Below are 18,044 nucleotides of genomic sequence, written 5' to 3'. Positions count from 1 at the left end.
GGGGCTTTTTTTATTTCTTTTGTACTCGTGTACTGGTACAGTGCAGCGTATTGAGAGATAGTCACACTATAAATGACTGGAGAGAGAGCTGAATGGCAACACTTACCACCACCCAAACGTCACCTTCGCTGCTTGGCGGCGTGGTGATTATCGGCGGCACCATCATTGGCGCGGGGATGTTCTCCCTGCCGGTGGTTATGTCCGGGGCGTGGTTCTTCTGGTCGATGGCAGCGCTGGTCTTTACCTGGTTTTGTATGCTGCACTCCGGGCTGATGATCCTCGAAGCCAACCTGAACTATCGTATTGGCTCCAGTTTTGACACCATCACCAAAGATCTGTTGGGGAAAGGCTGGAACATTGTCAACGGCATTTCTATTGCCTTTGTGCTTTACATCCTGACCTATGCCTATATCTCCGCGAGCGGTTCGATTCTGCATCATACCTTTGCTGAGATGTCGTTGAACGTTCCGGCGCGAGCGGCAGGTTTTGCCTTTGCGCTGCTGGTGGCGTTTGTTGTGTGGCTGAGTACGAAGGCGGTCAGCCGGATGACGGCGATTGTACTGGGCGCGAAAGTGATTACTTTCTTCCTGACCTTCGGCAGCCTGTTGGGGCACGTTCAGCCTGCCACGTTGTTTAACGTGGCTGAAAGCCACGCGTCATATACGCCGTACCTGCTGATGACGCTGCCATTTTGTCTGGCCTCTTTTGGTTATCACGGTAACGTACCGAGCCTGATGAAATATTACGGCAAAGATCCGCGCACCATCGTGAAATGCCTGATTTATGGGACGTTACTGGCGCTGGCGCTCTATTCCGTCTGGCTGCTGGGGACGATGGGCAACATCCCGCGTCCGGAATTTATCGGCATTGCGCAGAAAGGCGGCAATATTGATGTGCTGGTACAGGCGTTGAGCGGCGTGCTGAACAGCCGCAGCCTGGATCTGCTGCTGGTGGTGTTCTCTAACTTTGCTGTCGCCAGTTCCTTCCTTGGCGTGACGCTGGGGCTGTTTGACTATCTGGCGGATCTGTTTGGTTTTGATGATTCGGCAATGGGGCGTTTTAAAACCGCGCTGCTGACGTTTGTGCCGCCGATTGTCGGTGGCCTGCTGTGGCCGAACGGTTTTCTGTACGCCATTGGCTATGCAGGTTTAGCTGCAACTATCTGGGCGGCCATTGTGCCTGCGCTGTTGGCGCGCAAATCTCGCGAACGTTTCGGCAGCCCAAAATTTCGCGTCTGGGGCGGTAAACCGATGATTGCCCTGATTCTGGTCTTCGGTGTCGGCAACGCGGTTATCCATATTCTGTCGAGCTTTAATTTGCTGCCGGTGTACCAGTAACGTTATTGTGCCGGATGGCGGTTGCACCTTATCCGGCCTACTTGATGCTGTAGGCCCGGTAAGCGAAGCGTCACCGGGCAAAACAACGCACTACCCCAACAATTCCTGCTTCACATCCATCGCTAAATCAAACGAATGCAGGCGTGCCTGGTGGTCGAAAATCTGCCCGTTTACCATAATTTCATCCGCCTGGGTTTCGCGCAGAATGGACACCAGCCCGTGGCGGACTTTCGCTTTATCACCGACCAGCGACATACTCAGCGCCTGTTGCACGCCATACTGCTCGGATGGCGACCAGAAGGTCTCCATATTCTCAATCGGCGGCGGCAGTTGGCCGGTTTCCCCACGGCGTAGCTTCACAAAAGCCTGCTGCATGGAGGTAAACAGGAATTCGGCGTCGCGGTTGCTGTCGGCGGCGATAATATTGATACAAACCATCGCGTACGGTTTTTCCAGCCGCGCTGAAGGTTTGAACTGGGTACGGTACAGATGCAGCGCCTGGAACAACATATCCGGCGCGAAATGCGAAGCAAAGGCGAACGGTAGGCCAAGCTGGGCCGCCAACTGTGCGCTATACAGGCTGGAGCCCAACAGCCAGACCGGGATCTGCTCGCCGTAGCCGGGCACCGGGCGCACATGGGGATTAGGGTCGCGAGCGTCGAACCAGTCCACCAGCTCTGCGACATCGCGTGGAAAGTTATCGATATCGCCGCTCATATGGCGACGCAGCGCGCGCATCGTCGGCTGATCGCTACCCGGCGCGCGTCCCAACCCTAAGTCGATACGTCCCGGGTAGAGCGTATTCAGCGTGCCGAACTGCTCGGCAATCACCAGCGGTGAATGGTTAGGCAGCATCACGCCGCCGGAGCCAAGATGTAATGTTGTGGTATTGGCCGCCAGATAGCCAATCAATACCGAGGTCGCCGCGCTGGCGATACCGGTCATGTTGTGATGTTCTGCCAGCCAGTAGCGGTGATAACCGCGCTTTTCAGCCAGCCGTGCGAGATCAAGCGAGTGCGTGAAGGCTTCTTTTGCCGAAGAACCTTCAGGGATCGGCGCCAGATCCAGCACCGAGAACGGAATAGTTTTGTCAGTCATAACGGCTCACTTTGTTACCGATTAATCTTTTAATACTGCATTAAAGATTAGCGAATGTTGTTAACAAAGTGAGCTTTATGAGACTGACGACAAAAACAATGCCCGATGGCGCTGCGCTTATCGGGTCTACGGGATCGCTATTTGTAGGCCGGACAAGGTATTTATGCCGCCATCCGGCTAGGCCTGTAGCTCCAGCCCGGCCAGCCGCTTCCAGTAGCCGTTACAGTCGCTATGGGCGGCAAGCGGTAATGGCGCGCCGCCGTTTTCGTTAGCGCGAAAGGCATCAAGCATGGCAAATGTCTCCGTACCCAACGGCGACAGCCGCACGATATCGACCAATCCCTGCATCGACGTCAGTTCGTTGCCAAGGTTATAGACATAGCCGCTCATGGTCTGAATACCGTTAAGCACAAACACCTGCTGATTCTCTTGCGAGAGCACGTCACGACCGTTTGGATACTTGATACAGCAGGTTTCGCACTCATCTTTCGGGCGGTCTTCCGAACGGGCGGTAAAGCAGCGAGCGGAGTAGGCCAGCGGCAGATGCCCGTAGCTCAACACTTCCACTTCAAACTGATTGCGGATGCCCAGTTCATCGCACTGATTAAGCAAATTCACCAGCCAGTCGCGAGACAGCTCCACTGGCATACACCAGCGTACCATGCCTTCTTTCAGCAATCGGCGCAGCGTGACCGCGTTGTAGCAGTTCAGCGCATGGCCAGCGACAAACGGCAGTTTGCGCTCGGCGCACAGATTCACCACGCCAAGATCGCTGGCTTCCAGCAGAAAATCGCCGTTGTCCACATAGCGTTTCAGCTCGCTTAATTCAGATGACGCCTGTACCAGCGCCAGGGTGGAGAGCGCCACCTGCTTACCGCTGGCAGCGAGGGATTTCGCCATTTCCAGCCAGTCGCCGACTTTAGTCGCGCGACGCTTGCTGCACACCGCTTCGCCCAGATAAATGACGTCAGCGCTGCTTTTTGCGGCCTGCTGATAAAAATCTTCCAGCGTCTCTTTCGGCCAGTAATAAAGCACCGGTCCTAAGGAATATTTCATAGCTCCTCTCACTGCCATTTACGGTGATATGCGCCAAGCGTGGTTTGGGTGCCTTCGGACATCGCGCCGAGCGTCTCCATCCAGTCGCGCTGTGGAACGAAGTTTTGCGGGGCGGCTTTGCAGCGATCGATCGCCTGGCGCCACACTTTCGCCACCTGGCTGACATAGGCCGGGCTGCGCTGGCGGCCTTCGATCTTCACCGAAGCGATGTTCGCCGCCATGAGCTCCGGCAGCAGTTCCAGCGTGTTCAGGCTGGTTGGCTCCTCCAGCGCGTGGTAGCGCTCGCCGTCCACTAAATAGCGGCCTTTACACAGCGTTGGGTAGCCCGCGTTTTCGCCATCCTGGTAACGGTCAATCAGGACATCATTCAGGCGCGATTCCAGCCCCTGCGGCGTTTGCTGCCAACGGACAAAGCGGGCGGGAGAGCAGGCACCGACGGTATTGGGCGACTCCCCCGTCAGGTAGGAAGAAAGATAGCAGCGACCTTCCGCCATAATGCACAGGCTGCCAAACGCGAATACCTCCAGCGGCACCGGCGTGACGCGGGCCAGTTGTTTTACCTGGTGAATCGACAGTACACGCGGCAGTACTACGCGGTGGACATCAAAGTTGCGGTGATAAAAGCGAATCGCCTCTTCGTTGGTTGCCGAGGCCTGAACGGAAACATGGCGCTCAATATGCGGGTAACGCTCTGCGGCATATTCCAGCATAGCGAGGTCGGCGAGAATCAACGCGTCGGCGCCAAGCTGCGCCGCCATATCCACGGCGCGCTGCCAGCGGGCATAGCCGTCCGGATGCGCAAAAGTATTAATGGCGATGTGTAATTTGCGGCGATGCTGGTGAACAAAACTCACCGCTTCCTGCAATTTTTTTTCGGTAAAGTTAAGGCCGGCAAAATGACGGGCATTGGTATCGTCTTTTAACCCGATATAAACGGCGTCAGCGCCGTTTTCGATGGCCGCCTTCAGCGCCGGGAGATTTCCGGCAGGGCAGAGCAGCTCCATAATTTATCCTGAGGGTTACGTCTGAGACGCAAAATTGTTAACGAACAGGGATTTTAGTTAACCTTGCTGCGACAATTTTTGATTTAAGGCAGTTAAAGGCGTATTGGTAACACCAATAATGGGGTAGAAAATCAGACCCAATTGTTGATTTACGCCGCCATGTGATTTATTGGATATGGCAAAATAACAGGACTATTGAAACAGGGAGTAAAGCTCGTGTTAGATAAACTGCGTTCACGCTTAGTCCATGCTGGCCCGTCTCTGATGAGTGTACCGGTTAAACTGACGCCCTTTGCGCTAAAGCGCCAGGTTCTGGAACAGGTTCTGAGCTGGCAGTTTCGTCAGGCGCTGGCCGATGGAGAGCTGGAATTCCTCGAAGGTCGTTGGTTAAGCATTCATGTTCGTGACATCGACTTAAAATGGTATACCACGGTTGAAAATGAAAAGCTGATCGTTAGCCAGCAGGCGGATGCTGACGTCAGTTTTAGCGCCGACGCCAGCGATCTGCTAATGATCGCCGCCCGTAAACAGGATCCGGATACGCTCTTTTTCCAGCGTCGACTGGTCATTGAAGGCGATACTGAGTTAGGGTTGTATGTGAAGAATCTGATGGACGCCATCGAACTGGAGCAGATGCCGAAAGCGTTACGCGTTATGCTGCTGCAACTGGCGGATTTTGTTGAGGCGGGTATGAAAAACTCGCCGGAAACCAAACAGACCTCGGTAGGTGAACCATGCTAATTCGAGTAGAAATTCCCATTGATGCGCCTGGTATTGATGCGCTGTTACGCCGTTCATTCGAAAGCGATGCGGAAGCGAAGCTGGTTCACGATTTGCGTGAAGATGGTTTTCTGACGCTCGGACTGGTGGCCACGGATGATGAAGGCCAGGTGGTGGGCTATGTCGCCTTTAGCCCGGTTGATGTGCAGGGCGAAGATTTACAGTGGGTCGGCATGGCGCCGCTGGCGGTCGATGAAAAGTATCGCGGGCAAGGGCTGGCGCGCCAGTTAGTGTATGAAGGGCTGGATTCGCTCAACGAGTTCGGCTACGCGGCGGTCGTGACGCTGGGCGATCCGGCGTTATATAGCCGCTTCGGTTTTGAACTGGCCGCGCATTACGATCTTCACTGCCGTTGGCCCGGTACGGAAAGCGCTTTCCAGGTACACCGTTTGGCTGAGGATGCGCTGGAAGGCGTGACGGGGCTGGTGGAGTATCACGACCACTTCAATCGTTTTTAAGCACCGGCGTTTGCAGGCTGGACAGCAGCGCCTCAAACGCTTCGCGTTCCGTCACAAGGCGCTCCTTCTGGCGCTTTGTGAGCTGTTTGATGCGATACTCTATGCGCAGGGCCAGCGAGCGATCGCCGACCTGCGCCGCAAACGCCAGCGTTAACTCGCCTTTTCCCCGTAATGCTTTTGCGCCTTTTCCCGTTTGATGCTGCCTGTAACGACGCGCCACATCGGTGGTTATTCCGGTGTAAAGCGCATTGTCTGCAGTACGAATCAGATACAGATACCAGGGTGTCATTGTCGCCATCAGCATGATAATTTTCAGGTTCCCAGTATAAGCGAGAATAAAGATGGACACACTTACCGCTATTGGCCGTTGGCTGGCGAAACAACACGTGGTGACCTGGTGCGTACACCATGAGGGAGAGCTGTGGTGCGCCAATGCGTTTTATTTGTTTGATGCGCAAAACGTCGCGCTGTATCTGTTAACGGATGATAAAACCCGCCATGCGCAAATGTCTGGCGCGTGCGCGCCAGTTGCGGGAACGGTCAATGGTCAGCCGAAAACGGTGGCGCGCATTCGCGGCGTACAGTTTAAAGGGGAAATTCGCCGTCTGGAGGGGCAGGAGAGCGACGCCGCGCGTAAAGCTTACCTTCATCGCTTCCCGGTCGCCAGGGTGCTGCCAGCGCCGGTATGGGAAATCCGGCTGGATGAAATTAAATTCACCGACAACACGCTGGGGTTTGGTAAAAAACTGCACTGGTTACGCGACTCACGCGCCCAGCAGGCGTAGCGCCTCGCGGTTAAATGCCGGCAGGTCGTCAGGCGTGCGGCTGGTCACCAGCTGATCTTTATCGACGACGACTTCCTGATCGTAAAATTCCGCGCCCGCATTCTTCACATCGATAATAATCGGTTTCACCGCCGTGAGTTTGCGGCCACGAATGACATCGGCGCTGATCAACAACTGCGGGCCGTGGCAAATGGCAAAAACCGGTTTACCGCTGTTAACGAAATCGCGGGTAAAATCCACGAAACGGCTGTCGCCGCGCAGGTAGTCCGGCGAATGACCTCCCGGCAATAGCAAGGCGTCGAACTCGTCGGGACGAACGTCATCAATAGCCTTATCAATAGTGACGCTGGCCTCGCCTTTTTTTCCTTTCACCGTTTTACCCGCCTCTTTTTCGATGGTGATGACCTCATGGCCGGCCTGACGGAATTCTGCTGCCGGCGAGGTAAATTCTGAATCTTCAAATTCATCGGTAATCAAAACGGCAATTTTCTTACTCATGCGTTTCCTCCGCAGTGGTGGCGTCGGGTAAGGCAAATTTTCCACAATGATGGATACTTACCTCGTAGACTATTAAGCCTGGTCGATAGGGCCGAGAGTGCAAGGTGGACAAATCTGTAAAGGAGCGAGGATGAGTCAGGTACTGATTACCGGCGCGACCGGACTGGTCGGCGGACATCTGCTGAGAATGTTAATCAACACGCCGCAGGTGAGCGCTATCGCCGCGCCGACGCGTCGCCCGCTGACGGATATTGTCGGCGTTTATAACCCTCACGATCCGCAGCTTACCGACGCGTTAGCTCAGGTGACCGACCCGGTGGATATTGTTTTTTGCTGCCTGGGCACGACCCGGCGTGAAGCGGGAAGTAAAGCGGCGTTTATTCATGCGGATTATACGCTGGTGGTTGATACCGCGCTGACCGGGCGTCGACTGGGCGCGCAGCACATGTTGGTGGTCAGCGCAATGGGAGCAAACGCGCACTCTCCGTTTTTCTACAATCGGGTGAAAGGAGAAATGGAGGAGGCGTTAATCGCGCAAAATTGGCCTCGTTTGACGATTGCCCGGCCTTCTATGCTGCTCGGCGACAGAACAACGCGGCGGGTGAATGAAACGCTTTTCGCTCCGCTATTTCGGCTGTTGCTAGGAAACTGGAAATCGATTGATGCGCGGGATGTGGCGCGGGCCATGCTGGCGGAAGCGCTGGCACCAGCACAAGAAGGCGTGACGATTCTGACCTCATCGCAACTGCGGGAAAAAGCGGGGTAGCGAAGCCGGATGATTTACCGGATGGCGACGCGGTTTACACATTCTTATCGCCACCCGGCACACCGGTTACTTAATATACGTAAAGGCGGTGGTCACGCGTTTCACGCCGCTCACCCGGCTGGCGATGTCTGCTGCCGCTTTACCTTCACGTTCAGTCACCAGGCCCAGCAGGAACACTTCGCCATTCTCGGTGGTGACTTTCACGTTTGACGATTTTACCTGATCGCTGGTCAGTAGCTGTGAGCGAACTTTCGTGGTGATCCAGGTATCGTTAGAGGCGGTCCCCAGGCCGATAGGCTGACCCTGGCGAATCTCGTTATAGACCTCGGTGGTGCCTTCAACGCCCATCGCTATCTGTTTAGCGCGTGCGGAGAGTTCGCTGTTTGGCGACTGGCCCACTAACAAAACTTTGCCCTGATAAGCCGTGACATTGATGCGCGTCTCTTTTTTGATTTGCTCATCTTTCGACAGCGCGCTGCTGACACGCAGTTCCAGCGTTCCGTCATCCACCTGGGTGCCCACGCTACGCGGGTCGGTTGCGGCTTTGGTGCCGACGGCTGCCGTACCCACTACCGCGGCGGCGACGCAACCTTGCAATAGCAACGCAGAAATAAGGACTGCGAGCGGCGAAAATGCCTTCATGTGTACTCCTTAATCATCCTGGTGAGGAAAAAGCGTGTTATCGATCAAATCGCACAGGCAGTTTACCGTCAGCATATGCATTTCCTGAATGCGCGCGCTGTGGTGTGAAGGGATACGAATTTCGACATCCTGCGGCCCTAATAGTCCGGCCAGCTCCCCCCCGTCATACCCGGTTAGCGCCACAATAGTCATGTCACGTGTGACGGCTGCTTCAACGGCTTTTACGATATCGCGACTATTACCACGCGTAGAGATCGCCAATAAAACATCGCCTGCATGTCCCAGCGCCCGGACTTGTTTTGCATAAACTTCATCGTGCAGGCGATCGTTAGCGATCGCAGTTAAGACCACATTATCGGTATTTAGTGCAATGGCGGGTAAACTGGGTCGCTCCGTTTCAAAGCGGTTAATCATGCTGGCAGCAAAATGCTGTGCGTTGGCCGCGGACGTCCCGTTTCCACAACAGAGGATTTTGTTGCCGTTAAGCAGGGAATGAACCAGCGTCATGGCGGCGCGGGAAATGGCATCCGGAAGCGCTTCCGCCGCAGCAATTTGAGTTTGAATGCTTTCTGTAAAGCAAACTTTGATTCTTTCGAGCACGCTAATCCTTAAAATCTTCAATTATGAGTGGTCGTTAAACGCATCCCGAAACCACTCAATCTCATTTCCGGTGAAGGCTAACACATCGAACCGACAATCCACAGTATCAAAACTCCCATTCTGGCGGGCGAGCCACAAGCGGGCAGTATGTAATAATTTGTGTTGCTTGCTGCGGGTCACACTAGCCGCCGCGCCGCCATAAAGCCCGGAGCGCCGATAGCGGACCTCAACAAAAACCGTCGTTTTTCCGTCGCGCATGATCAGATCGATTTCGCCGCCGCGCTCGCGCACGTTGGCGGCGATAAACCGCAGTCCTTTGCTTTCCAGCCAGCGACGCGCGGCAGCTTCCCACGCGTCGCCAGCCTGTTTACGCGTTAGCTGGCGGGAACAATCTCCCCTTGCTGGTATTTGAGCCATGATAACTTCCTGTTAATCACACAATCCGGGCTGGCGGTTAATGCGCCGGTATTGCCATTGATCTCAAATCCCTGCACCTGACGCATCTGCGAAAAGTGGTTCGCCAGCGTCCAGGCATCCACGCCCATGGCGTACATCCGCGCCAGAGAATAGTCGTTATGTACAGCGCTCAGCGCCTGCTGCATCAACGGCATATTGCCGCCTGCCAGCATAGGAATTTCACTGTATTGTAAACCCTCCATTTCCAGACGGAAGTCAGGGCCGGAGGTGCCTTGCGCGCTGCGGGAGCTGGCATACAGCGTCGCGCCGCTCTGAGTGCCGTTACGCATGGCGATCATCGGTTTGATAAAGCCAATCTCTTCCGGCGTAGCCAGAATATAGACCGCGTCTACGCGTCCGCCGCCGGTGATTTGCGCGTCGGTCGGCGGCGCAGGGATGGTCAGACCGCCAATGGTGACGCCAGGCTGCGCAGGCACGCTGGCGGCGACCGGACTGCCCGTCAACGCGATACCCGCGCCGCCGTTCACGCCCATTTTCAGCTCGGCTACGGAGCCGAATTTTTGCTGTAACACGATGCCGCCGCCCAGTTTTTGCCACTCCTGGGTGAAGGCGTTCGCCACGCGATCGCCAAGCGTGCTGCGTGGGATCAACAGCAGCGGCGACTGCTTGCCCTGGTTATAAATATGATGCGCCGCGTCACGGGCTTCATCTTCTGGAGAGAGCGCGAAATAGCAGATATTAGGGAAGCTACGTACCGTTTCCGGCTGGTTGAGCGCCAGCACGTTGAGCGGCGTGTTGCTTTTCATCAGCGCTTCCACATTGTTTTTCAACAGCGGCCCGACCACGATACTGGCGCCGTCTTGCTGAACCTGAGCGAGCACCTGATCCAACGGCTGGGAAGAGGTATCGTAGATTTTTAATTCAGCGGAGGGATCCGCCGGCGCGCTTGCTGTAGCAGGGGGAGTTTGTGGCGCGCTGACTGGCGTAGCGGACTGGGATGGAGCGTCATCAGTCAGATCGCTCACCGAGGCCTGCGACGGACTGGCGACGCCGTTGGTCATTTGTGGCTGCGTCTCCTCCACGCCAGGTTCTACCGGCGCGTCAGGCGCGGCGGCAGGCTGCATTTCCACCGCCTGGGTGCCGAGGTTTTTCGCGGCTTCGAAACCTTGCTGGATGGTACGGCCAAACACGGCAGCCTGACCGTTCAGCGGCAGCAGCAGAGCGATTTTGCTGGTGGAAGCTGGTTTAAAACGTTGTACATTGACGAGCTGCGTCGGCAGCATTTTCGCCCCCGGATTTTGCGGGTAGCGTTTTTGCCAGTCGGCGATCCCGGCTTTCAGCATGTCCGGATCGTTGCGGTTGTCAAACCAGACGCGTTGCAGATCCAGCCAGCCCTGAAGCACATTTTCATCGGCGTTGATAACCAGCGTCCTGGCCTGATCCGGCGTCATGGCGGAGAGCGCCTGCCAGGTGGCGTCGATATTTTTTTGTTTCTCTTTCGCCGCCAGTAGCGGTTCCTGGGCGATTAACGCCCGCAACAGGGTAAGCGACGGGCGTCCCTGGCTGGCAACGATCTGCGCCTGCCAGTAACGCGCTTGCTGATGTGGCGCAAAGTCGGCGGGTTTTAGTTTATCCAGCAAGGCCTGCGCGCCTGCGACATCTTTTTGCGCCAGTTTGATTTCTACCGCTAATAAAGACTGTTCGCGACGCTGGGTATCGTTCAGATTTTGCGGGAGTTGGTTGAACAGGTCGACGGCCTGCTGGCTTTTTCCTTCTTTCAGCAGTGCATGAATGGCGAGTAATTGCCAGTTGGTCTTGCTATCATCTGCGCTTTGCTGCATCTGATGCAGGTAAAAGGCGGAGTCAGCTTGCGCTGAACCCTGCATATAGGCTGCGCTTTGATCTGGCGCCTGGGTGCCGCACCCGGCGAAAAGTAGCGCAGCCAGGACGACAGGCAGCGCGCGTGCGGCGTTCAAACGAGAAAATGTTGAGGGTACCATACTGTATCCAGTGATATTTTTTTACGCAATGCTCAATATTAAATCGGCAATACGGACGACACAATGAAACAAAACGAATCGGCGGATAATTCTCAGGGCCAACTCTTTATTGTACCTACTCCTATCGGTAATCTGGCGGATATTACCCAGCGTGCGTTGGAGGTGTTACAGGCTGTAGATCTGATTGCCGCCGAGGATACTCGTCACACCGGTTTATTGCTGCAACATTTTGGGATTAATGCCCGATTGTTCGCGCTGCACGACCATAACGAACAACAAAAAGCGGAAACGCTGGTCGCGAAGCTAAAAGAAGGGCAGAACATTGCGCTGGTTTCCGACGCCGGTACGCCGCTGATTAACGATCCGGGCTACCACCTGGTGCGTACCTGCCGTGAAGCGGGGATTCGCGTGGTGCCGCTACCGGGGCCATGTGCGGCGATTACCGCCCTGAGCGCCGCTGGCCTGCCATCCGACCGTTTCTGCTATGAAGGCTTTTTACCGGCGAAATCCAAAGGCCGCCGTGATGCGCTAAAAGCCATTGAAACGGAACCGCGAACGCTGATTTTTTATGAGTCAACCCACCGCCTGTTAGATAGCCTGGAAGATATCGTCGCGGTATTGGGAGAATCCCGTTATGTGGTGCTGGCGCGTGAGCTGACCAAAACCTGGGAAACCATTCACGGCGCGCCCGTTGGCGAGCTGCTGGCGTGGGTCAAAGAAGATGAAAACCGTCGCAAAGGCGAAATGGTGCTGATTGTCGAAGGCCATAAAGCGCAAGAAGACGACCTGCCCGCCGACGCGCTGCGCACGCTGGCGCTGCTACAGGCAGAACTGCCGCTGAAAAAAGCGGCGGCGCTGGCAGCAGAAATTCACGGCGTGAAGAAAAATGCGCTGTATAAGTATGCGCTGGAGCAGCAGGAAGAATAAAAGCGAGCGCCCGGGAACCGCCTTTTATCGCCATCGCGTTAATACTCAATCAGGTGATTGATGTGGGTAAATTGATGGGGGCATTGGGCGGTGATAGCGGGCCGGACCTTTCCTTCGGGCTTACTCTCGCGATCAGCAACGCATAACCGACTCCTTTTTAGACGATCATTAATTCCACGCCTGTTTTCGCTAATGCCGCTTTATCCTGTTTGCTGATGGTGTCATCGGTTATCACACAGTCGATCTTGTCCATCGGCAATACCTGGTTAAAGCCGCGACGGTTAAATTTGGTCGCGTCCAGTACCGCGATAACTTTGTGTGCCGCCGCCGCCATGACGCCGCTAATGGAATAACCTTCGTTAAACGTGGTAATACCGTTTGTCGCATCAATGCCATCCGCCCCGACAAACATGACATCGGCGCTGATGCCGTGTAGCGATCGTTCCGCAATCGTGCCGTGCATTGAGTGGGTTTTATGCCGTACCGTACCGCCGCAGACCACCAGCGTGAGATCTTTATTTTCTGATAGCGTAAAAGCGGCAGGCAAGCTGTTAGTGATCACCGTAATATTGCTTTTTCGCGCGAGCGCTTCCGCAATCAGTAATGTTGTGCTCCCGCTATCCAGAATGATGGTCATTCCTTCTTCAACCATTGCCGCAGCCGCCTGGGCAATCCGCTTTTTCGGATCGCTGGCGAGTTGATACCGATCTTCCAGAATGACTTCCTGATTGTCGCCTTCCGCCAGATGACTTCCCGGTTTTGCCGCGCCGCCATGAAAACGGGTGACAAGGCCTTTCTCTTCCAGCAGACGCAGGTCAGCACGGATAGTCACTTCAGAAATACCAAAGGTATTTGAAAGATCCATCACCAGCACGCTGCCTTGCGTATTAATCAGGTCGACAATTTTATTTCTTCGCTCAAATGAGTTCATATTGATTTGCCTGATAATTAACTGTAACTAGTTTAAACGAAGGATTGCGAAAGGTGAACGCTAAATTTCGAAAGGAAATGTGAGCCAGCGCAGGTTGCTGGCTCGTACCATCAGGAAAGTTGAAGTAAAATTTTGCCCTGCATGGGCGCGCCATTAAGCGCTTTGACTGCTTCTGCAAAGCTTTCCGCATCGCCGCGATGGGCAATGAGAGGGGCCAGTTGAAGACGTTTTTCAGCCAACAGGCGCGCTGCGGTTTCCCATTCCTCTCCTGGCCATGGCGCGGAGTAGTTCATCCAACTGCCGAGGAGCGTGAGCTCTTTACGCAAAATTAACCCGAATGTACGCGTTGTCAGGGTGAGATCGTGATGTAACGTCCCCACCAGCGCCAGTTGCGCGCGCGGCCCGGCGATATCGATAGCCAGCGAGACGGTCTGGGGAGTTCCTGCCGTTTCGAGAACCAGTTGATCAAACTGAATGTCGGACAACGCGGTCTGGATGTCGTCGGCGGTCATTTCCCGGCTATTACAGGTATGCGTTGCGCCGAGCGCTTTCGCAAGTTCCAGTTTCTGCGGATTGATATCAATCGCCGTTACGCTTCGCGCGCCCAGTTCCCGCGCGCACTGTAAGGCCAACAGGCCAATTGTCCCGGCCCCGACGATAATTACGTTTTTCCCCTCGCAGCCCTGCGCCAGATGAAAGGCGTGTAAGCCCACGGTAATCGGTTCGATAAACGCGCCATCTTCAATTGGCATATCAGACGGCAAGCGGAAAAGATTGGCCCGTTTGACCACCACATATTCCGCATTACCGCCTTCGCTGCGCGATCCTACAAACTGATACTGTTTGCATAAAGAAAAGTAACCGCGTTCGCATTGCGGACAGTGAAAGCAGGGAAGAAGCGGGACACAAGCGACGGCATCGCCAGGCTGCATATCCGTTACGCCTGTGCCGTAGGATTCAACGTAGCCGCTGAATTCATGACCTAACGTAATAGGATAATAATGGGCGCCCTGCGCGAAAATACGCGGGATATCCGACCCGCAAAGCCCTGAGCTAACGACTTTGACCAACACATCGTCCTCGGCTTGCAGTTGTGGTAAGGGACGTTCTTCAACGCGCACGTCTCCCTCAGCGTGAATAACCACTGATTTCATAACATTCTCCAGGAAGGTGAGGGGAGCGATTGCTCCCCTAAAATTAAGAGGCGATTTGACTTTGCTGTAGCGCCGTGGCTTTCTCAGCCGCGACAAACTGTCGGGCGCGACGCCAGGTCAGCAGTACGCCGGACAGATAGATAATGGCAATGACGGCGAAGCCGACGATATTCTGCCAGGTAAAAAGTTGAATCAGCAGCCAGGTGATGGGGGAACCGCCCTGATCCAGCGAGGCGACTTGTCCGCCTGCTTTTAGCGCTCCGGCATTGGCAGCCAGTTGGGTATGCAGGCCAATCGTCTGCGTGGCTATCCACAGGGTGATACCCATAATAATGACACCTGAAATCAGCGTGCGGAACAGGTTGCCCTGGTGTACCGCAACCGCCATCGCAATAAAGAAACCGATGGTGGCGAGGTCGCCGAACGGCAGCACCTGGTTCCCCGGTACTAAGACGGCAATCAGGATGGTCAGCGGAATGAATATCAGGCTCGCGGAGACAACAGAGGTATGACCGAGCAGTAGCGCTGGATCAAGGCCTATCAGGAACTCCTGCCCGCCAAATTTGGCCTGTAGACGTTTACGCGCATGTTTGGCGATAGGCGTTAGGCCATCCATAATAGGTTTAATGACGCGTGGCATAAGCAGCATCACCGCTGCGGTTTTGACCGCCAGTTGCAGAACGGCTTTGGCGTCGTAGCCTGCCAGTACACCAATCACCAGCCCCATCACGAAGCCGACAGTCACCGGCTCGCCAAACGGTCCGAAGCGTTTCTGGACATCGTCTGCGCTAAAGTGAATACGATTGAGACCCGGAATTTTTTCGATAATGGTATCAACGAGCACCGCCACGGGGCCCAGGTACGCGGATGAGCCGTGTGGGATTGCAATCCCCTCGAGGCCAAAATAGTCGCGGGTATCTTTGGCAAACCAGTCCCCCAGTTTGTAGACAAAGGCGGCATGAACCACAACGCCCAGAATCCCCAGCCAGTATGAACCGGTCGCCAGATGCAGCATGGCGCCCGTGAAGGTCATGTGCCAGATATTCCAGATATCGACATTCACCACGCGGGTCATGCGGGTCACCAGCATCAGGACGTTAACCCCGATGGCGACAGGGATCGCGACCAGCGCGATTTGTGACGCCCAGGTCATGGGCGATGAACCCGGCCAGCCGACGTCAATAACGTGGAGATTGATTTGGAAATGTTCCGCCATGGCTTTCGCCGCGGGGCCGATAGAATCCAGCATCAGGCCGATGACCAGACCAATACCCACGAAGCCGATACCAATATGCAAACCCGATTTAAAACAATCCCCAAGCTTCATTCCCAGCAGTTTAGAGAACACGATGATCACCAGAGGCAACATCACCGTTGGGCCTAAGTCGAGGATATAACGCATTATTTCGCTAAACATACGTTACCCCATGAGAATGGACAGAATTTTTTGCTGTAATGCTTCAATACCCACGCCGGAAACAAAAGGCATACCGTGAACGACGGGAATATCGCCAAAGGCGCGATCGACCCTGGCAGTGGTACAGATAAGATCGGCGCCGTCCATATAGGTTTCGATTTCGGTGACCCGGCATTGCACTAAGTCGAGCTCAATATGGTTGGCATCACATAGCTCTTTAATTTCTTCCGCAGCCATCGTTGAGGTTGCAACCGCACCGCCACAGGCCACAATTACTTTACGTTTCATAGGGTATTCCTCATTATTATCAATTTATTATCAAACCTGGACGCACTGCTCAGGCTCAAGGATGGTTTCCTGAAAGCGTATCGCCAGTTCGGCATCCGGCGCGCTTAACAGGGCATCGAGGGTGCTTGGGTTCTGTAGCTCACTAAACAGGCGGCGCAGAAGTTTTAGCTGTGCCGCCGGGTTTTCAACGATTAAGGCGATGATTAACGAAACGGCAATCTCTTCGTCATCATCCGCCTGTTGAAACATGACCGGCTTATCTGGACGAATCAGATAGATAGCGGGTGATTTCGCATGAACCGCCTCGCAATGAGGGATAGCGACGGCGTGACGCTCCAGCGCAATGCCGGTAGGAAAAGACGCTTCACGTTCCACCAGCGCCTGCGGATAACTATCATGTACCGCGCCTTTCGCCAGCATCTCTTTGCCAATGTGCGCCAGCGCCTGTTGGCTCGAGTCGAATGTGATTCCGGTTCGGACAAATAGTTGGCTCATAAATTCTCCATTATTCAGGCGACATCCGGCGTGCAACCGAAGCGATAAGCGCGCAGAACATCCTGAATTTTGTCAATAATCAGGTTATGCGGCGTGGGGGTGAGCACGCCCTCAGACAGGCGTTCAAACTGTACGGGCATAAACTGGCTAATTAATCCCAGCGGCAATGTGACGTTATTCAGATTGGCGATTAACTTCTCTACGCTTTGACGAATACGCGGGTGCGGCCAGTAATAGCGAATACGGTCAGACAAACTAAAGTGGATGTCGACCATCGCCTGGCTCCAGGTTGGACGGTAGTATTTTTTCCAGTAGCCCGGTTCGTTTAGCATAACTTCATCAATGACCTCCAGTACCCGACTACGTTGTTCCGGGGAGATCAGCTCGTTTTCCATTTGCGCAAGTGCGAAAATGGCTTCGCGCAGCGCGAAAGTGAGCGCCGGGCCGACCTTCAGAATGGCGTAATGATCGCGTACCAGCGCACGGTAGGCCTGTCGCGTCTGATAATCAGTCGAATGCGCTTCATAGACCATCGGCGTTTCTTTTATCCATGCGGAGAGCGCCTGTGCCGCCTGCGGCTGATAATGAATAATCTGGGTATGATCAAATTCAACGCCCGGCTGTACCACAATGGCGATCACGCGTGACAGTGCTTCTTCCAGACCTGATTCACGAAACGCGATTTGGTGAGTTTCCAGCGTACGTGCAGCATCGACTTCGCGGGTGACATGAACGCTGCCGATGGTACTGGCTTCACCGCCAGGAACGGGCACTTCCGTGCCGATGACATAAGTCAGATGGCATTTTTGTTCTTCGTTTGCGGTCTCTTCTGCTGCTTTACAAAGCACGGCGGCACGGCGTGCAACGACCATCGGATCCAACGGTGTCGGGTCGTCAGCGCAGGACATTGACGCGTCCAGGTGAATTTTGCTAAAACCAGCGGCGACATACGCTTTTATTAACTCAACCGACTTTTCCATTGCCGCCGCTGCCGGTTCGTTCTGCCAGCAGTTAGGCCCTAAATGATCGCCACCAAGAATCAACCGCTCACGTGGAAATCCCACTTCCTGAGCAATGCCATAAACAAAATCACGAAAATCAGCCGGTTTCATTCCGGTATAACCGCCAAACTGATTAACCTGGTTAGAGGTCGCTTCGATCAGAACTTTGTTCCCGCTATTCAGATCAAAACGTAATGCGGATTCAATCACCAGCGGGTGTGCTGAACATACGGAACAGATCCCTATCTGTTCCCCTGCTTTGTGACGAGAAATTATTTCTTTCACTTCTGGCTCCGATATCTTTTGTTTATCTTCATAATATTTTTGGTTTGAAGGCAAAGGATAATAATGGCTTTCGTGATCCAGCTATGAAAACGCCCTTTGCCGTGC

The 18,044-nt window shown here is 54.6% G+C and carries 21 protein-coding genes; 6 read left to right on the top strand and 15 right to left on the bottom strand.

Features of this window, described 5'->3' with window-relative positions:
• The first annotated feature begins 92 nt into the window (after positions 1-92).
• Positions 93-1,337 (top strand): tryptophan permease, encoded by a 1,245-nt coding sequence (mtr, locus tag ABVN44_RS23170; protein ID WP_000224373.1) that lies wholly within the window; start codon positions 93-95, stop codon positions 1,335-1,337.
• A 90-nt stretch (positions 1,338-1,427) separates the two neighbouring features.
• Here mtr and ABVN44_RS23165 read toward each other — a convergent pair whose 3' ends face one another.
• The 3 genes from ABVN44_RS23165 to ABVN44_RS23155 form a co-directional block, all read right to left on the bottom strand.
• Positions 1,428-2,435, bottom strand: coding sequence for an LLM class flavin-dependent oxidoreductase (locus tag ABVN44_RS23165; protein ID WP_023232323.1), 1,008 nt, complete (start codon positions 2,433-2,435; stop codon positions 1,428-1,430).
• A gap of 177 nt (positions 2,436-2,612) precedes the next feature.
• Complete coding sequence (locus tag ABVN44_RS23160; protein WP_001540959.1) at positions 2,613-3,509, bottom strand: U32 family peptidase; 897 nt, start codon at positions 3,507-3,509, stop codon at positions 2,613-2,615.
• The gene (locus ABVN44_RS23155; protein WP_000421309.1) at positions 3,500-4,495 is read right to left on the bottom strand and encodes a peptidase U32 family protein; all 996 of its coding nucleotides are present in this window, start codon (positions 4,493-4,495) and stop codon (positions 3,500-3,502) included. Before ABVN44_RS23155 ends, ABVN44_RS23160 begins: the two co-directional genes overlap by 10 nt.
• A gap of 216 nt (positions 4,496-4,711) precedes the next feature.
• Between ABVN44_RS23155 and ABVN44_RS23150 the strand changes: the two genes are divergently transcribed.
• Together ABVN44_RS23150 and ABVN44_RS23145 are read left to right on the top strand one after the other, a co-directional pair.
• Positions 4,712-5,236, top strand: coding sequence for an SCP2 domain-containing protein (locus ABVN44_RS23150; protein ID WP_000884721.1), 525 nt, complete (start codon positions 4,712-4,714; stop codon positions 5,234-5,236).
• Positions 5,230-5,733: a GNAT family N-acetyltransferase gene (locus tag ABVN44_RS23145; protein ID WP_000908562.1), complete on the top strand. Its 504-nt coding sequence runs from the start codon at positions 5,230-5,232 to the stop codon at positions 5,731-5,733. The genes ABVN44_RS23150 and ABVN44_RS23145 overlap by 7 nt, the downstream gene beginning before the upstream one ends.
• Here ABVN44_RS23145 and ABVN44_RS23140 read toward each other — a convergent pair.
• Positions 5,720-6,037: a GIY-YIG nuclease family protein gene (locus ABVN44_RS23140; protein WP_000928379.1), complete on the bottom strand. Its 318-nt coding sequence runs from the start codon at positions 6,035-6,037 to the stop codon at positions 5,720-5,722. The two genes, ABVN44_RS23145 and ABVN44_RS23140, sit on opposite strands and share 14 nt — an antisense overlap.
• Before the next feature lie 37 nt (positions 6,038-6,074).
• Here ABVN44_RS23140 and ABVN44_RS23135 point away from each other — a divergent pair, with 37 nt between their 5' ends.
• Positions 6,075-6,518: a YhbP family protein gene (locus tag ABVN44_RS23135; protein WP_000380402.1), complete on the top strand. Its 444-nt coding sequence runs from the start codon at positions 6,075-6,077 to the stop codon at positions 6,516-6,518.
• Here ABVN44_RS23135 and yhbO read toward each other — a convergent pair.
• Positions 6,498-7,016 (bottom strand): protein/nucleic acid deglycase, encoded by a 519-nt coding sequence (yhbO, locus tag ABVN44_RS23130; RefSeq protein ID WP_000037599.1) that lies wholly within the window; start codon positions 7,014-7,016, stop codon positions 6,498-6,500. The two genes, ABVN44_RS23135 and yhbO, sit on opposite strands and share 21 nt — an antisense overlap.
• A 130-nt stretch (positions 7,017-7,146) precedes the next feature.
• Between yhbO and ABVN44_RS23125 the strand changes: the two genes are divergently transcribed.
• The gene (locus ABVN44_RS23125) at positions 7,147-7,782 is read left to right on the top strand and encodes an NAD(P)H-binding protein (RefSeq protein WP_023232322.1); all 636 of its coding nucleotides are present in this window, start codon (positions 7,147-7,149) and stop codon (positions 7,780-7,782) included.
• A 66-nt stretch (positions 7,783-7,848) separates the two neighbouring features.
• On the opposite strand, the gene dolP is transcribed toward ABVN44_RS23125, so the two are convergent.
• From dolP to ABVN44_RS23105, 4 genes are read right to left on the bottom strand one after another with little or no spacing between them, the layout of a single operon-like run.
• Positions 7,849-8,424, bottom strand: coding sequence for a division/outer membrane stress-associated lipid-binding lipoprotein (gene dolP, locus ABVN44_RS23120; RefSeq protein WP_000643280.1), 576 nt, complete (start codon positions 8,422-8,424; stop codon positions 7,849-7,851).
• Between the two features lie 9 nt (positions 8,425-8,433).
• Positions 8,434-9,024, bottom strand: coding sequence for a DnaA initiator-associating protein DiaA (gene diaA, locus ABVN44_RS23115; RefSeq protein ID WP_000893481.1), 591 nt, complete (start codon positions 9,022-9,024; stop codon positions 8,434-8,436).
• A gap of 21 nt (positions 9,025-9,045) precedes the next feature.
• A complete protein-coding gene (locus ABVN44_RS23110; RefSeq protein WP_000057285.1) occupies positions 9,046-9,441 on the bottom strand; it encodes a YraN family protein in 396 nt (131 codons plus the stop codon).
• Positions 9,399-11,441 (bottom strand): penicillin-binding protein activator, encoded by a 2,043-nt coding sequence (locus tag ABVN44_RS23105; RefSeq protein WP_023232321.1) that lies wholly within the window; start codon positions 11,439-11,441, stop codon positions 9,399-9,401. Before ABVN44_RS23105 ends, ABVN44_RS23110 begins: the two co-directional genes overlap by 43 nt.
• A 63-nt stretch (positions 11,442-11,504) precedes the next feature.
• On the opposite strand from ABVN44_RS23105, the gene rsmI reads away from it, so the two are divergent.
• Positions 11,505-12,368 carry a 16S rRNA (cytidine(1402)-2'-O)-methyltransferase gene (gene rsmI / locus ABVN44_RS23100; protein WP_000812295.1) on the top strand — a complete coding sequence of 288 codons (864 nt, stop codon included), beginning with the start codon at positions 11,505-11,507 and terminating at the stop codon, positions 12,366-12,368.
• 157 nt (positions 12,369-12,525) lie between these two features.
• Here rsmI and ABVN44_RS23095 read toward each other — a convergent pair whose 3' ends face one another.
• From ABVN44_RS23095 to gatZ, 6 genes are all read right to left on the bottom strand, one after another.
• Entirely contained in the window at positions 12,526-13,299 is a 774-nt protein-coding gene (locus tag ABVN44_RS23095) for a DeoR/GlpR family DNA-binding transcription regulator (RefSeq protein ID WP_001083899.1), read from the bottom strand.
• 110 nt (positions 13,300-13,409) lie between these two features.
• On the bottom strand, positions 13,410-14,453 hold the full coding sequence (gene gatD / locus ABVN44_RS23090) for a galactitol-1-phosphate 5-dehydrogenase (protein ID WP_000844173.1): 1,044 nt from the start codon (positions 14,451-14,453) through the stop codon (positions 13,410-13,412).
• 43 nt (positions 14,454-14,496) lie between these two features.
• Positions 14,497-15,870, bottom strand: coding sequence for a galactitol-specific PTS transporter subunit IIC (locus tag ABVN44_RS23085; RefSeq protein ID WP_023232320.1), 1,374 nt, complete (start codon positions 15,868-15,870; stop codon positions 14,497-14,499).
• 3 nt (positions 15,871-15,873) lie between these two features.
• A complete protein-coding gene (gene gatB / locus ABVN44_RS23080; protein ID WP_000824293.1) occupies positions 15,874-16,158 on the bottom strand; it encodes a PTS galactitol transporter subunit IIB in 285 nt (94 codons plus the stop codon).
• Between the two features lie 30 nt (positions 16,159-16,188).
• Positions 16,189-16,653, bottom strand: coding sequence for a PTS galactitol transporter subunit IIA (gene gatA / locus ABVN44_RS23075; protein ID WP_023232319.1), 465 nt, complete (start codon positions 16,651-16,653; stop codon positions 16,189-16,191).
• A gap of 14 nt (positions 16,654-16,667) precedes the next feature.
• Positions 16,668-17,939, bottom strand: a complete 1,272-nt coding sequence (gene gatZ, locus ABVN44_RS23070; RefSeq protein ID WP_000658736.1) for a tagatose-bisphosphate aldolase subunit GatZ — start codon at positions 17,937-17,939, stop codon at positions 16,668-16,670.
• Between the last annotated feature and the right edge of the window lie 105 nt (positions 17,940-18,044).

This window comes from Salmonella sp. SJTUF15570, from assembly GCF_043357055.1.
Classification (GTDB): Bacteria; Pseudomonadota; Gammaproteobacteria; order Enterobacterales; family Enterobacteriaceae; genus Salmonella; species Salmonella enterica.
This window is presented reverse-complemented; position numbering and strand designations above follow the sequence as displayed.

Excerpts from the sequence above, each read along its gene's own strand:
- ABVN44_RS23155 (WP_000421309.1), bottom strand. The coding sequence starts at position 4,495 with ATGGAGCTGCTCTGCCCTGCCGGAAATCTCCCGGCGCTGAAGGCGGCC.
- gatD (WP_000844173.1), bottom strand. The coding sequence starts at position 14,453 with ATGAAATCAGTGGTTATTCACGCTGAGGGAGACGTGCGCGTTGAAGAA.
- ABVN44_RS23165 (WP_023232323.1), bottom strand. The coding sequence starts at position 2,435 with ATGACTGACAAAACTATTCCGTTCTCGGTGCTGGATCTGGCGCCGATC.
- yhbO (WP_000037599.1), bottom strand. The coding sequence starts at position 7,016 with ATGAGTAAGAAAATTGCCGTTTTGATTACCGATGAATTTGAAGATTCA.
- ABVN44_RS23125 (WP_023232322.1), top strand. The coding sequence starts at position 7,147 with ATGAGTCAGGTACTGATTACCGGCGCGACCGGACTGGTCGGCGGACAT.
- ABVN44_RS23085 (WP_023232320.1), bottom strand. The coding sequence starts at position 15,870 with ATGTTTAGCGAAATAATGCGTTATATCCTCGACTTAGGCCCAACGGTG.
- mtr (WP_000224373.1), top strand. The coding sequence starts at position 93 with ATGGCAACACTTACCACCACCCAAACGTCACCTTCGCTGCTTGGCGGC.
- gatB (WP_000824293.1), bottom strand. The coding sequence starts at position 16,158 with ATGAAACGTAAAGTAATTGTGGCCTGTGGCGGTGCGGTTGCAACCTCA.
- ABVN44_RS23160 (WP_001540959.1), bottom strand. The coding sequence starts at position 3,509 with ATGGCAGTGAGAGGAGCTATGAAATATTCCTTAGGACCGGTGCTTTAT.
- dolP (WP_000643280.1), bottom strand. The coding sequence starts at position 8,424 with ATGAAGGCATTTTCGCCGCTCGCAGTCCTTATTTCTGCGTTGCTATTG.
- ABVN44_RS23105 (WP_023232321.1), bottom strand. The coding sequence starts at position 11,441 with ATGGTACCCTCAACATTTTCTCGTTTGAACGCCGCACGCGCGCTGCCT.
- ABVN44_RS23135 (WP_000380402.1), top strand. The coding sequence starts at position 6,075 with ATGGACACACTTACCGCTATTGGCCGTTGGCTGGCGAAACAACACGTG.
- ABVN44_RS23110 (WP_000057285.1), bottom strand. The coding sequence starts at position 9,441 with ATGGCTCAAATACCAGCAAGGGGAGATTGTTCCCGCCAGCTAACGCGT.
- gatA (WP_023232319.1), bottom strand. The coding sequence starts at position 16,653 with ATGAGCCAACTATTTGTCCGAACCGGAATCACATTCGACTCGAGCCAA.
- rsmI (WP_000812295.1), top strand. The coding sequence starts at position 11,505 with ATGAAACAAAACGAATCGGCGGATAATTCTCAGGGCCAACTCTTTATT.
- ABVN44_RS23145 (WP_000908562.1), top strand. The coding sequence starts at position 5,230 with ATGCTAATTCGAGTAGAAATTCCCATTGATGCGCCTGGTATTGATGCG.
- ABVN44_RS23140 (WP_000928379.1), bottom strand. The coding sequence starts at position 6,037 with ATGCTGATGGCGACAATGACACCCTGGTATCTGTATCTGATTCGTACT.
- ABVN44_RS23095 (WP_001083899.1), bottom strand. The coding sequence starts at position 13,299 with ATGAACTCATTTGAGCGAAGAAATAAAATTGTCGACCTGATTAATACG.